This window comes from Pseudoalteromonas sp. SR44-8 (assembly GCF_014163635.1).
GTDB classification, from domain to species: domain Bacteria; phylum Pseudomonadota; class Gammaproteobacteria; order Enterobacterales; family Alteromonadaceae; genus Pseudoalteromonas; species Pseudoalteromonas rhizosphaerae.
Genome location: NZ_JACJDS010000052.1, coordinates 1 through 12,537 on the forward strand (window position 1 = coordinate 1; position 12,537 = coordinate 12,537).

General features: G+C 42.8%; 14 protein-coding genes and 3 tRNA genes. 5 read left to right on the plus strand and 12 right to left on the minus strand.

The window, feature by feature from the left end; genetic code table 11:
* Positions 1 to 95: 95 nt before the first annotated feature.
* The gene (locus tag H5183_RS19745; protein WP_182732510.1) at positions 96 to 338 is read right to left on the minus strand and encodes a hypothetical protein; all 243 of its coding nucleotides are present in this window, start codon (positions 336 to 338) and stop codon (positions 96 to 98) included.
* A 104-nt stretch (positions 339 to 442) separates the two neighbouring features.
* Positions 443 to 1,063, minus strand: coding sequence for a MarC family protein (locus H5183_RS19750; protein ID WP_145234657.1), 621 nt, complete (start codon positions 1,061 to 1,063; stop codon positions 443 to 445).
* A gap of 93 nt (positions 1,064 to 1,156) precedes the next feature.
* Here H5183_RS19750 and H5183_RS19755 point away from each other — a divergent pair, with 93 nt between their 5' ends.
* From H5183_RS19755 to H5183_RS19765, 3 genes are all read left to right on the plus strand, one after another.
* On the plus strand, positions 1,157 to 1,591 hold the full coding sequence (locus H5183_RS19755) for a transcriptional repressor (protein WP_145234655.1): 435 nt from the start codon (positions 1,157 to 1,159) through the stop codon (positions 1,589 to 1,591).
* An 80-nt stretch (positions 1,592 to 1,671) separates the two neighbouring features.
* The gene (locus tag H5183_RS19760) at positions 1,672 to 2,139 is read left to right on the plus strand and encodes a chemotaxis protein CheX (protein ID WP_145234652.1); all 468 of its coding nucleotides are present in this window, start codon (positions 1,672 to 1,674) and stop codon (positions 2,137 to 2,139) included.
* Positions 2,136 to 2,561: a secondary thiamine-phosphate synthase enzyme YjbQ gene (locus H5183_RS19765; RefSeq protein WP_145234649.1), complete on the plus strand. Its 426-nt coding sequence runs from the start codon at positions 2,136 to 2,138 to the stop codon at positions 2,559 to 2,561. The genes H5183_RS19760 and H5183_RS19765 overlap by 4 nt, the downstream gene beginning before the upstream one ends.
* A 100-nt stretch (positions 2,562 to 2,661) precedes the next feature.
* Here the strand turns inward: H5183_RS19765 and H5183_RS19770 are convergent.
* The 4 genes from H5183_RS19770 to orn all read right to left on the minus strand — a co-directional run bounded on the left by H5183_RS19770 (position 2,662) and on the right by orn (position 3,887).
* Positions 2,662 to 2,737 (minus strand) — tRNA-Gly (locus H5183_RS19770).
* Between the two features lie 46 nt (positions 2,738 to 2,783).
* Positions 2,784 to 2,859: transfer RNA gene (locus H5183_RS19775), tRNA-Gly, on the minus strand.
* A 159-nt stretch (positions 2,860 to 3,018) separates the two neighbouring features.
* Positions 3,019 to 3,094, minus strand: a tRNA-Gly gene (locus H5183_RS19780).
* 247 nt (positions 3,095 to 3,341) lie between these two features.
* Positions 3,342 to 3,887, minus strand: coding sequence for an oligoribonuclease (gene orn / locus H5183_RS19785; RefSeq protein ID WP_145234646.1), 546 nt, complete (start codon positions 3,885 to 3,887; stop codon positions 3,342 to 3,344).
* Positions 3,888 to 4,008: 121 nt separating this feature from the next.
* Here orn and rsgA point away from each other — a divergent pair, with 121 nt between their 5' ends.
* Positions 4,009 to 5,067 carry a small ribosomal subunit biogenesis GTPase RsgA gene (rsgA, locus tag H5183_RS19790; RefSeq protein WP_145234644.1) on the plus strand — a complete coding sequence of 353 codons (1,059 nt, stop codon included), beginning with the start codon at positions 4,009 to 4,011 and terminating at the stop codon, positions 5,065 to 5,067.
* Between the two features lie 18 nt (positions 5,068 to 5,085).
* Positions 5,086 to 5,952: an archaetidylserine decarboxylase gene (gene asd / locus H5183_RS19795; RefSeq protein ID WP_182732511.1), complete on the plus strand. Its 867-nt coding sequence runs from the start codon at positions 5,086 to 5,088 to the stop codon at positions 5,950 to 5,952.
* Between the two features lie 93 nt (positions 5,953 to 6,045).
* Here asd and H5183_RS19800 read toward each other — a convergent pair whose 3' ends face one another.
* From H5183_RS19800 to thiC, 6 genes are all read right to left on the minus strand, one after another.
* Entirely contained in the window at positions 6,046 to 6,819 is a 774-nt protein-coding gene (locus H5183_RS19800) for a HesA/MoeB/ThiF family protein (protein ID WP_182732512.1), read from the minus strand.
* Positions 6,812 to 8,347, minus strand: a complete 1,536-nt coding sequence (gene thiE, locus H5183_RS19805) for a thiamine phosphate synthase (protein WP_182732513.1) — start codon at positions 8,345 to 8,347, stop codon at positions 6,812 to 6,814. Before thiE ends, H5183_RS19800 begins: the two co-directional genes overlap by 8 nt.
* 33 nt (positions 8,348 to 8,380) lie before the next feature.
* Positions 8,381 to 9,178, minus strand: coding sequence for a thiazole synthase (locus H5183_RS19810; protein WP_145234637.1), 798 nt, complete (start codon positions 9,176 to 9,178; stop codon positions 8,381 to 8,383).
* 1 nt (position 9,179) lies between these two features.
* The gene (gene thiS / locus H5183_RS19815; RefSeq protein WP_182732524.1) at positions 9,180 to 9,377 is read right to left on the minus strand and encodes a sulfur carrier protein ThiS; all 198 of its coding nucleotides are present in this window, start codon (positions 9,375 to 9,377) and stop codon (positions 9,180 to 9,182) included.
* 20 nt (positions 9,378 to 9,397) lie between these two features.
* Entirely contained in the window at positions 9,398 to 10,399 is a 1,002-nt protein-coding gene (locus H5183_RS19820; protein ID WP_182732514.1) for an FAD-dependent oxidoreductase, read from the minus strand.
* Positions 10,400 to 10,492: 93 nt separating this feature from the next.
* Positions 10,493 to 12,445, minus strand: coding sequence for a phosphomethylpyrimidine synthase ThiC (gene thiC / locus H5183_RS19825; RefSeq protein ID WP_220496356.1), 1,953 nt, complete (start codon positions 12,443 to 12,445; stop codon positions 10,493 to 10,495).
* Positions 12,446 to 12,537 lie beyond the last annotated feature (92 nt).

Sequence of the window (12,537 nt, forward strand, 5' to 3'; positions counted from 1 at the left end):
ATCAGCTAAAAGCAGAAACAAGCTTTAATAAAGGCATGCCCGCAAAACAGAAAAAAGCTATGCGCAGTACAGATTACCTTGAAAAGATATTGAAATCATAGATTTTTTTCATGCTCTTGCCCTGTAAACACTCCCTCTTTAATTTCGTCTCGTAATAAAGTAACGGTGTAATGATCTCCTCCCGTATGACCGAAATATACGGTAACAGCATGATTGTCATTATGGCTAAAATCATAGTCAGTAACTTGAATAACCTTCATTTCGCTTTGAGGCGGTTCAACGCAAGCCGTTAATCCCAAAACAAGAAAACCGCATAAAATAATCTTTTTTAATAACATTTTTCATTCCTTAAATTTTATTACGTTATATTTAATCTAGATAATTCTAAGCAACAATTCAAAATTTTATATGACAATAGCTATTTAACAGCAATACACAGCCTTTATGTAAATACTTGTAAGCCAAAATAGTGGGCTATCCCGTCGAGTATATTTGTCACGGCAACTGATGAAAGGATCAAACCCATGATCCGGCTGATGATACTCGCACCGCTGTCACCAATTAATTTGTGAACATGGGTTGCCAACAGTAACAGCACAAGTACCACAACAAGAACAGCTAACATCATTGATGAAGTAATTAACTGCTCAACCCACGTGTATTCAGTGTTACGAGTCATCAAAACAGCGCCAAGCATCGCACCTGGACTGGCGATTGATGGAATAGCTAAAGGGAAAATGGCCGTTTCAGTGCTATCACGTACACTTTTAATTTCCATTTCTGGTTTACTTTCACCAAAGATCATAGACAAAGCGAACAGCAATAACACGATACCACCTGCGATTTGAAACGCTGACAAGGGGATATTGATAGCATTTAAAAGCAGCTCCCCAGCGACAACAAAAAACAATAGTACCCCAGCAGACACCAGAACAGCTTTCAACGCGACTTTACGTTTGAATTTGTCACTATCACCGCGTGTTAAGGCTATAAAAACAGGCACAGTACCGATTGGATCAATAACCGCAAAAAAGAAAATAAATACCGCTAATAATTCATTCATTGTTGGCCTTCCTAGAATAAAACTGTCTAATAAAAACGCTGCAACTACAATACAGTATGTTAGTATATCACGGTAGCGTAAGGATAAGAGAAGATGAAAATAGAATCACTCGTTAGTAAAGCCAAACAAGTGTGTGACAATCGCGGTGCGCGATTCACTCCAATTCGTGAAAAAGTATTTCGCCTATTAGCAAGTGCGCAAGGCGGAGTGGGCGCTTATGATTTATTAGAGCAACTAAAACTCACTGAATCAGGAGCAAAACCAGCCACAATTTACCGTGCCTTAGACTTTTTAGCTGAATTAGGTTTTATTCACAAAATTGAAAGTACTAACGCATTTATGTTGTGTCATCATTTTGATCATATCCACCCTGTACAACTGTTGATATGCGATAGTTGTGGTTTTGTCAAAGAGCTACACTCTAGCGTGATTTCGCATGAACTTAATAGTCTTGCTGCTGAGAGTGGTTTCGTCGTATCAGGGCAAACTATTGAAGCCCATGGTAGATGTGGAAATTGTAAAGAATAATTAAGTGCAGAGCTAAAATAACTCACTACACTTTAACGTATAACCGCAGTTAAACTGCTAAATTCGAGGGATAAACAATAATGAATGTAGAGTTCATCAATCCTTTTTTATCATCTTTATTAAATGTGCTCAGCACAATGGCGCAAACCGAACTAAAACCGGGTAAGCCGAAAATAAAAAAAGATGAAGTTGCCTGTGGCGACGTTTCGGGATTAATTGGCATGGTAGGACCGCAAACTAAAGGTTCATTTTCGATCACTTTTGATGAGAGCCTTGCCCTGACTATTATGGAAAGAATGCTAGGTGAACGCCCTGATTCGATCAATGAAGAAGTAACCGATATGGTTGGTGAAATTACCAATATGGTCACTGGTGGGGCAAAAAATTTACTTGGTGAAAAAGGCTATGACTTTAATATGGCTACACCAATCGTTGTGTCTGGTAAAGGTCATACCATAACTCATAAAAGTGAAGGGGCAAAAATATTGATCCCATTTACCTCTGATGCCGGTAATGCCAATATTGAAGTTAGTTTCGATAAAATATGAGCTGGTTGCAAAAACAACTACTTTTAAAGCCTCGCTCTCGAGGCTTTCATATTATTGATAGCGAAATACTCAGCCAACTCCCTGAGATTTCCGATTACCAAATTGGCTTATTACACCTTTTTATACAGCATACCTCAGCCAGCTTAACGATTAATGAAAATGCTGATCCGACAGTACGTATGGATATGGAAAGTCACTTCAATAAATTTGTTCCCGAGCGCCAACCTTATTATCGTCATGATTACGAAGGTGATGATGATATGCCTGCGCATATAAAAACGAGTACCTTAGGCTGCGAGCTAACGATTCCAATTAGCCAAGGACGTTTACAGCTTGGTACATGGCAAGGGATCTATTTAGGCGAACATCGTGATCATGGCGGCGCAAGACGTATTATTGCAACGCTGCAAGGGCAAGTTTAAATAAAACTATTTAAATTGAAATACTAAATAAATTGGATATGTGCTTTAAGCAATAACTGCTTGTCAATCAAACTTGGGTGGGTATTCATTTTTAAGAGATTGGAGCGGTACACGAGGCTCGAACTCGTGACCTCGACCTTGGCAAGGTCGCGCTCTACCAACTGAGCTAGTACCGCATAATATTTTCACTTTAAACTTACTCCAATTTCTTTGGTTAGAAATTGGAGCGGCACACGAGGCTCGAACTCGTGACCTCGACCTTGGCAAGGTCGCGCTCTACCAACTGAGCTAGTGCCGCATTTTAAAATAGTCAGTAATTTGTCCGTTGGTGCGCGACAAGTCGCGGTAAAACGTTCTGGCAACTGAGCTAGTGCCGCATTATAATTTTTAGGTTATAGGTTCTAAAAAAGTTTATAGCTTTTATTTGAAACTTGCTGCAATTTCTTTGGTGAGAAATTGGAGCGGCACACGAGGCTCGAACTCGTGACCTCGACCTTGGCAAGGTCGCGCTCTACCAACTGAGCTAGTGCCGCATTTCAAAATTGTCAGTAATTTGTCCGTTGGTGCGCGACAAGTCGCGGTAAACGTTCTGGCAACTGAGCTAGTGCCGCATTCAAAATAGTCAGTAATTTTTCCGTTGGTCCGCGACAGGTCGCGGTGAACGTTCCGGCAACTGAACTAGTGCCGCATTCAAATTGCTCAAGCACACCAACCCCGCGGGGGTTATCGTCTTAAGCGGGGCAGGATTCTACAATAATCCGATGTGTTTGCAAGTGTTTTTTACAAATTAAAGAATTTTTCTTGGTAGACTTTTAATTCCATGATGGAATCTTTGATATCATCAAGAGCAAGGTGTGAACCTTTTTTGTGCACTTGTGCTAAAACTTCTGGTTTCCAGCGTCTTGCTAGTTCTTTGATAGTGCTTACGTCTAAATTACGATAGTGGAAGTAATCTTCCAGTTCACGCATATATTTATTCATAAAGCGTCTATCTTGGCCTATTGAATTACCACACATAGGCGAAGCGCCTGCAGGAACCCACTGCTTTAAAAATGCCAAAGTTTGTTCAACAGCATCTTGCTCTGTGAATGTGCTCGCTTTACAGCGTGCAGTTAACCCTGACTGACCATGTTGCTTAGTACACCATTCATCCATACCATCAAGCAATTCATCACTTTGATGAATAGCAATAGTTGGCCCTTCAGCCAAGATGTTTAACGCACTGTCGGTGACAACCGTGGCGATTTCGAGTATTTTGTCTGTACTTGGTTCAAGACCTGTCATTTCGAGGTCGAGCCAAATCAGATTTGATTTATGAAAAGACATAATTACCTTGCGGTGCTTTCCTTTAGATCTAACGCATTTAGATATATCATATTAGTATCATCAGTCGACCTAAAGCTTTTTTTTCAAAAAGCACGACATTTAACTAAGTTATGGGCCAAAAGTGGCAAAACAGAAGAAATTAAGTAAAGGTCAATCCCGTAGGATTAAGGCCAATCACCAAAAACGCTTGTCTAATGCAGATTCTGCGCCAACCACTAACAAGGTTGAGCAATGGCAAACTGACAATTTAGGTGCGCCTGAAAATGCCGTGGTGATCAGTCGGTTTGGTCAACATGCCGATATTGAAACTGATAACGGAGATGTTTTGCGCTGCAATATTCGCCGTACCGTTAAAGGTATTGTTTGCGGAGACGAAGTGCAATTTCGCCGCGCAAAAGTCAGCGAAGGTGATTTAGCTGGCGTTATAGAAGCGATGCATGAACGGCGCTCGCAACTTACTCGCCCTGATTTTTACGACGGTGTAAAAGTCATAGCCGCCAACATTGACCAGATTTTGATGGTCTCTGCGGTACTACCAGAGTTTACCCCCAGTATTATCGACCGCTATTTAATTGCCTGCGAAGATATGGGCATTGAGCCTATTTTAGTGCTCAATAAAATAGATTTAATTGATGAGCCTGGGCTTGCTAACATCAACAAAATTTTGGATATTTATAGGTCACTTGATTATCAAGTATTACTAGTAAGTAATAAAACCGGTTACGGTATTGATGCACTCAAAGAAACCTTAATTGATAAAAATAGTATTTTTGTTGGTCAAAGTGGTGTGGGGAAATCAACTTTAGTTAACACTGTTTTACCTGATGCCGAAATACTGACCAAAGAGGTCTCTGAAAATAGTGGCCTTGGCCAACACACAACAACCGTGTCACGACTTCATCACTTACCTTCAGGCGGTAACTTAATTGATTCCCCTGGTATTCGTGAATTTGGCTTGTGGCACTTAGATGTAGAGCGTGTTACTTGGTGCTTTAAAGAGTTTCGCAAGTTTATTGGCGGTTGCCGCTTTAGAGACTGTAAACATTTAAATGATCCAGGCTGTATAATTCGCCAAGCAATCGATGATGGTGATATTTCACAGCTACGTTTTGATAGCTACCATAGAATTTTAGAAACAATGGCCGATGGCCGAGCGGGTGCTCGTGCTCCACGCGTATAATTTTTTAGGAAAAAACTTGTGAGTTTAGACAAATTCAAAATCGCAATGCAGTACGCAATGCCAAAACATTTTGTATCCCGTATGGTAGGCAAGTTAGCTGCAGCTAAAGCAGGTGCACTAACAACTACTTTAATTAAATTGTTTATTAAACAATATAAAATTGATATGAATGAAGCGCAATATAGCGACCCAGCTCACTATAAAACGTTTAATGAGTTTTTTACTCGTCCTTTAAAAGAAGGCGTTCGGCCATTAAACACTGAAGATGACATCATTACTCACCCTGTAGATGGTGCCATCAGTCAATTAGGCCCAATTGTTGAAGGCCAGCTTATTCAAGCTAAAAATCACAACTATAGCTTACAAGCTTTACTTGGCGGCTCAGAGCAAGATACAGCGCCATTTTTAGGCGGCGACTTTGCAACGATTTACTTAGCGCCAAAAGATTATCATCGTATTCATATGCCGATTGATGGCACCTTGAGTAAAATGATTTACGTCCCCGGTGATTTATTTTCAGTAAACCCACTTACCGCGCAAAATGTACCTAATCTATTCGCTCGTAACGAACGCGTAGTAGCCATTTTTGAGACTGAAATTGGCCCGCTTGCGATGGTATTAGTGGGTGCAACAATTGTTGCCAGTATCGAAACTATTTGGGCCGGTACAGTTACACCACCAGCAGGTAAAGATGTATTTAGCTGGAACTACAAAACCTCAGGTGAAAATGCAATTACCTTGAAAAAGGGTGAAGAGATGGGTCGCTTTAAATTAGGCTCCACGGTTATTTTAGCCTGGGGTGCTAATAAAGCAGATATCTTTGATGATCAAAAACCAGGCACAGTGACTCGCATGGGCACACCGTTTGCTAAAGTTGATGATTGATGATTGATGATTAATACCTAATTAATAATTAAGTTATAACTCATTTTAATTAAAAACGCGGACCGACTAATGCAGTCATGCCGCGTTTTTTATTTAAGCTCTTTCCCCTGCACACTCAGTACATTCGGGCGCTTTAGTTAATTTAAACTGCTGCTGCGCTAAACTTAGCCCATCAAAACGAATAAACTGACTGCCTTGATGATGGCCCAGCAAGATATTAACTGCCAACAGTGCTTGCATCGAGCCAATAACACCTAACAACGGACTAAGCACGCCCGCGTTACTGCAATTAAGCGCCTGCTGTTGCGGTTGTGCTCCAAATATACACCCGTAACAAGGGCTCTGTGGCTGGCGAAAATCAAAACACATCAGCTGCCCTTCACTCGCTATTGCCGCCCCCGACACCAGTGGAATACCCAGTGCCAAGCATTGCTGGTTTACTACATAGCGAGTGCTGAAGTTATCGCTGCAATCAAGTACTAAGGTTGCGCCAGTAAAAACTTGCTCAGCATTTTCAGTGGTTAATTTTGCACTTACTGTGTTGATCTTGATTTGATTATTTAAGCTGCTTAATACTTTGCCCGCAGCGCTGACCTTATCTTGCCCTAAATGATTTACTTTATAGAGCACTTGGCGCTGTAAATTTGAAAGCTCAACCTTATCATCATCTAACAAGCTTAATTCGCCAATGCCAGCCGCAGCTAAATACAGTAATGCGGGGCTGCCTAACCCCCCCGCTCCAATTACCACAACGTGAGCGGCTTTGAGCTTTAACTGCCCTTCAAAGCCGACTTCTTTAAGCATTAAATGACGACTGTAACGTAACTGCTCTTTGTCAGATAAAGATCCTTTTATTGCCTCACTCATTGCTATTAATAGCCACTTGTAAATCGGCAATCGCCTGTTGATAGTCACTTGCTTCACTAATAGCCCTAACAACAGCTACACTGCCAACACCGGTTGCAGCAACCTCGCCCGCTCGTGATAAATCAATGCCACCAATAGCTACCGTTGGGTAATCACTCATTAACGGCACAAAACGCTTTAACTTTTCAAGCCCTTGAATTTGCCCTGTCATATCTTTGGTCGTGGTTGGGTAAATAGCGCCAAACGCCATATAACTCGGGCGGTAATTATGAGCGCGCAGCATTTCATAAAAACCATGGGTCGAAATCCCCAAACGCATGCCCGACTCTTTAATGGCCACCAGATTAGCCTCAAGTAAATCTTCTTGACCTAAATGCACACCATAAGCGCCATGTTTGATCGCCAGCTGCCAATGATCGTTGATATACACATTGCCATCGTACTTTTTACCAAGTGTGACCGCCGCAGCAATAGCGTGTTCAAGCTCTTCTTCGCTGGCGTTTTTCATTCTAAGTTGTACAGTTTTAACGCCTTGCGCTAAACACTTTTCTAACCAATCGAGACTATCAACCACTGCATATAAACCAAGCTGTTTGTTTTCACACTCAGTAAAACCTGCCGCCATAGTAAATTCGTTTGGTTGTTCAAAATCCAGCTCATCACCCAGCCAACTACCCGCTTCAATGACTTGTGGGTAATCATCAAGATTATCGGGAAAGCTCGTTTGTGCCACAGGGCCAATTCCTTCACCATAACGAACCGCAGCTTTTAAGCCTTGATTTATATAGGCTTTGGCTAAAATAAAGGCATCTTTAAGCGGGTAACCTTTCGCTAAACACGCTGCAATCACTGACGCCATACTACAACCGGTACCATGGCTGTGCGGCGTTTGAATTTTTTCGTTACCAAGCCAATATTCATTACTGCCATAAGAGCTGGCATCACTGCAGTAATCAATGCAATATCCGCTTGGATAATCCCAATGGCCACCTTTGATCAGCACCGCTTTTGCGCCCCAGCTTTGCAGCTTTTGCGCAGCCTCGATCACAGCACTGGGACCAATTAAATATATCCCAGTGAGCAACTGCGTTTCATGGGTATTCGGAGTGATCACATCCACCAGCGGCAATAAGCATTCTTTAATTGCGCTAACGGTATCTTCTTCTGTCAGTAAGTCACCACTGCTAGCAATGGCCACCGGATCATATACAACCAAAGGCGCAACCGGCCAAGTGGCTTTATAATGTTTTAGATGCTCACTAATCAATTGAATTTGCTGCACATTGGCAAGCATACCAATTTTAATAACACGGGCTTTCATGTCGCTTTCAAGGGCGAGTAATTGCGACTCAATAACATCGGTTGAAATCGGGTTAAGTGCTTCAACGCCTAGGCTGTTTTGCGCAGTCAATGCGGTGATCGCTGTACAACCATGGACGCCAAAACTTTGCATCGCTTTAATATCCGCCTGAATACCAGCACCACCACCAGAGTCAGAGCCAGCAATTGTCCAAACAACATGATTCATAGTTACGTATTTCCTAATTTTTTACTTCATTTATTACTGTTGATGCCAAAATGGCATACCCATAGTGGGCGTAGATGGCGCAGCGACGTCTTTTTCTGGCATCGCCTTTGCTCGGTAAGCAAAACGACCCGCATCAACGGCTGCTTTAAATGCATGACTCATGGTAACAGGGCAGCCCGCCCCTGCAATAGCCGAATTCAATAACACCGCATCATAACCTAATTCAAGCGCTTGGCAGGCGTGTGATGGTAAGCCAAGGCCAGCATCAACAATCAATGTGGTATCGGGTAAGCGCTCCCGAATAGTTTTTAAGTTATATTTATTTAACAAGCCCTTACCTGTGCCAATAGGCGCTCCCCACGGCATCAGCACTTCACACCCTGCATCAACTAAACGCTGACATAACACTAAGTCGTCAGTACAATAAGGTAATACTTTAAAGCCTTCGGCTAATAAAATCTGTGTCGCTTCCAGTAATGCAAATGGATCTGGTTGCAGGTTATAGTCATCACCAATCAACTCAAGTTTTATCCAATCGGTAGCAAACACTTCGCGGCACATTTGTGCCAGTGTAATTGCTTCATTGACACTGTGACAGCCTGCAGTATTGGGTAGAATTTTTAAGCCCGTATCTTTGATCAATTGCCAAAAGTCATCTCCTGCGGCGGCACTTTGTTGACGTCGTAATGACACAGTAACAATCTGCGCGCCAGAGGCAACAATCGAATCGGCCATAACCGCAGGTGATGGATAAAGTGCTGAGCCAATTAATAACCGACTAGTGATCTGCTCACCATAAATACTGAAACTATCTGATATTACGCTACTCATATTAGCCACCTTGGATCGGTGACAGTAATTCAATGCTATCGCCTTCGTTAAGTAAGGTAGTATCACATTGACTACGCGGTATAAATTGACCATTAAGCGCCACTGCAAAAGGCTCTTTTGCTGCAAACTGCGTCAAACCTTGGGCTACATTGGCGTTATCTGCTAACTCAAAATGTTGACCATTAATTGTTATTTTCATACTTACTTTCATAATAAGCCTTATTTTATCCGTGCAATGGCATCGGCCACTAAACTCGGTGCGAGTAAATAACCATGACGATATAAGCCATTAATGCTGATCACATTTTGCTGCTGGGAAACCTGCGGGCGATTATCACTAAATGCAGGACGCAGGCCGGTTTGAATATTCAACACTCGCGCCTCAGCAAAACCACTGTGTACTGTGTACGCTGCTGACAACAGCTCAAGAGTCGAACGCACAGTGGCAGCCCCCTTATCTTGTGATTCAATTTCTGTCGCGCCAATTACGTATTGATGATTTGGCTTCGGAGCAATATAAATAGGATAACGCGGGTGCATTAACCGCACTGGCCGCGTTAAATTAACCTCAGGGGCGTACAAACGCACTACTTCACCACGCACTCCGCGTAGCTTACACGCTGCGCTTTTAGCGCCAAGGCCACGGCAATCAATAATATAATCAAACGATTGCTGTAGATTTAGCGATGTTACATCAACCTGTTGTGCAAACTTAAAGCTCACATTACGCTGCTTTAGAGTGTTAAAACTGGCTTGATAAAAAGCCTGATTATCAATTTGCCCTTCGCAAGGTAAATACACACCTTGGTTAAAACGCCCTGTAAGCTCTGGCTCTAATTCAGCAATATGTGCCCCTGTTAACTGATGTCCTTGATGTTCAGCTAAAGGCTTTAAACGCTGTATAAAACTTTGTAAGTCACCTTTATCTTGCTGGTGTGCAACCACAAGTGTACCTTGCTGTTGGAAAAACACCGCTTCATCAAGTTGCGCTAAAATTCTCGGCCAACGCTTTATTGAATCCAGCCCCATCAAGGCCAAGTCTTGCTCGCAGAATACAGATTCAGCCAGTGGCGCAAGCATCGCCGCTGCCACTCTTCCTGCACTATCAAGCGCTTGTTCGTCACCCGCTTCATAAACAGTTACCCGATGCTGTAAACTCAACTCAAGCGCCGTTAAACGCCCCGTTAAACCAAACCCCACCACCGCAATATTGTAAGACATGAGAGTTCCTCAGGTTCTAGGTTCTAGGTTCTAGGTTCTAGGTTAACAACATCCTAAAACCTAGTCTCTTCCCTAGTACCTAGCTCCTTTTGGTTAAACCGCTTTATGATAAATCTCTGAGCCGCTTTGTTTAAATTCGGCTGATTTAGCTTGCATCTCGGCTTCAACATCGACCATTTTGATCTCAATAGCATCACCTACGTTGTTAGGATCTATGCCTCTGGCTTCTAGATCTTTAGCGTATTCTCTTACTTCTTGGGTGATTTTCATTGAGCAGAATTTTGGCCCACACATAGAGCAAAAATGCGCTACTTTGCCAGATTCTTGTGGCAGTGTTTCGTCATGGTATTCACGAGCACGAACAGGGTCTAAACCAATATTAAATTGGTCATGCCAGCGGAACTCAAAACGCGCTTTTGATAACGCATTATCACGCTCTTGCGCTCCGGGATGACCTTTGGCTAAATCGGCGGCATGAGCGGCAATTTTATAGGTGATCAGCCCTTCTTTTACGTCTTCTTTATTTGGTAAGCCTAAATGCTCTTTTGGTGTGACATAACACAGCATTGCACAGCCATACCATGCAATTTGCGCAGCCCCAATACCAGAGGTGATATGGTCATAGCCTGGGGCGATGTCAGTTGTCAGCGGGCCAAGGGTGTAAAAAGGTGCTTCGTCGCAATGCTTAAGCTGCTCTTGCATATTGGCTTTGATCATATGCATTGGCACATGCCCTGGGCCTTCAATAAACACTTGTACATCGTGTTTCCACGCGATTTTGGTCAGCTCACCTAACGTACGCAGTTCACTAAATTGCGCGTCATCGTTGGCATCTGCAATTGAACCAGGACGCAGGCCATCTCCTAATGAGAAACATACATCGTACTGTTTCAAAATCTCACAAATATCTTCAAAATGAGTATAAAGGAAGTTTTCTTTATGATGCGCTAAACACCATTTCGCCATAATTGAACCGCCGCGCGACACAATCCCAGTGACACGTTTTGCCGTCATTGGAACGTAGCGTAATAACACCCCAGCGTGAATAGTAAAGTAATCCACCCCCTGCTCGGCTTGTTCAATTAGAGTATCGCGGAAAATTTCCCACGTTAGATCTTCGGCAACCCCATTTACTTTTTCAAGCGCTTGATAAATAGGCACTGTACCAATTGGCACTGGTGAGTTACGTACTACCCATTCACGAGTTTCATGAATATAACGACCCGTTGATAAATCCATAACTGTGTCAGCGCCCCAGCGGGTTGACCAGACCATTTTTTCAACTTCTTCTTCAATAGATGAGCTAACTGATGAGTTGCCAATATTAGCGTTCACTTTCACTAAAAAATTGCGCCCTACAATCATCGGCTCGGTTTCTGGGTGATTAATGTTGTTAGGTAAAATCGCACGACCACGGGCAATTTCATCACGCACAAATTCAGGAGTAATAAACTCAGGGATACTCGCACCAAACGACTCGCCTTGGTGCTGCTGTGCTAATAACTCTTTTTGAAGTTGCGCACGGCCCATGTTTTCACGAATTGCGACATATTCCATTTCCGGTGTGATAATACCTTGGCGAGCATAATGCATTTGCGTGACATTTTTACCGGCTTTAGCGCGGCGAATTTTTGGGAGATGCTCAAAACGAATATGATCAAGGCCTTCATCGGCCATGCGTTGCTGAGAAAACTGCGAGCTGACTGAGCCTAAAATTTCAGTATCTCCACGGCTTTCAATCCACTGTTCGCGGTACTTATCCAGCCCTTTACGAACATCTAGAGTTAAATCAGGATCTGTGTATGGGCCTGACGTATCATAAACACGCAGTGGTGCATTTGATTCGTACACTGGGTTTTCATCGGTGCCACCGATAAAGGTATCACTCAAAGTAATTTCACGCATACCAACACGCACATTATCTTGCGTACCTTGTACATAAACTTTGTGTGAGCTTGGAAATGGTTGCCCAGTAAGGTTATAAATATAATCTGATGCAGCCGCACGAGTTTCGCGGCGAGACGGTTTATTTGATGTGTTTGACATGACTTACCTCATTGCTAAAAGGGTTGTCTTGTCAGATACTGCTGTGCGATAAAAAGCAACGCAATAGAGAGTAGCAAATGCTACATGGATCG

What these genes read in the sequence shown, in the direction of transcription:
- H5183_RS19820 (WP_182732514.1), bottom strand. Translation starts at nt 10,399, where the DNA reads ATGTCTTACAATATTGCGGTGGTGGGGTTTGGTTTAACGGGGCGTTTA.
- orn (WP_145234646.1), bottom strand. Translation starts at nt 3,887, where the DNA reads ATGTCTTTTCATAAATCAAATCTGATTTGGCTCGACCTCGAAATGACA.
- thiS (WP_182732524.1), bottom strand. Translation starts at nt 9,377, where the DNA reads ATGAAAATAACAATTAATGGTCAACATTTTGAGTTAGCAGATAACGCC.
- H5183_RS19760 (WP_145234652.1), top strand. Translation starts at nt 1,672, where the DNA reads ATGAATGTAGAGTTCATCAATCCTTTTTTATCATCTTTATTAAATGTG.
- H5183_RS19755 (WP_145234655.1), top strand. Translation starts at nt 1,157, where the DNA reads ATGAAAATAGAATCACTCGTTAGTAAAGCCAAACAAGTGTGTGACAAT.
- thiC (WP_220496356.1), bottom strand. Translation starts at nt 12,445, where the DNA reads ATGTCAAACACATCAAATAAACCGTCTCGCCGCGAAACTCGTGCGGCT.
- H5183_RS19750 (WP_145234657.1), bottom strand. Translation starts at nt 1,063, where the DNA reads ATGAATGAATTATTAGCGGTATTTATTTTCTTTTTTGCGGTTATTGAT.
- H5183_RS19800 (WP_182732512.1), bottom strand. Translation starts at nt 6,819, where the DNA reads ATGAGTGAGGCAATAAAAGGATCTTTATCTGACAAAGAGCAGTTACGT.
- thiE (WP_182732513.1), bottom strand. Translation starts at nt 8,347, where the DNA reads ATGAATCATGTTGTTTGGACAATTGCTGGCTCTGACTCTGGTGGTGGT.
- H5183_RS19745 (WP_182732510.1), bottom strand. Translation starts at nt 338, where the DNA reads ATGTTATTAAAAAAGATTATTTTATGCGGTTTTCTTGTTTTGGGATTA.
- H5183_RS19765 (WP_145234649.1), top strand. Translation starts at nt 2,136, where the DNA reads ATGAGCTGGTTGCAAAAACAACTACTTTTAAAGCCTCGCTCTCGAGGC.
- H5183_RS19810 (WP_145234637.1), bottom strand. Translation starts at nt 9,178, where the DNA reads ATGAGTAGCGTAATATCAGATAGTTTCAGTATTTATGGTGAGCAGATC.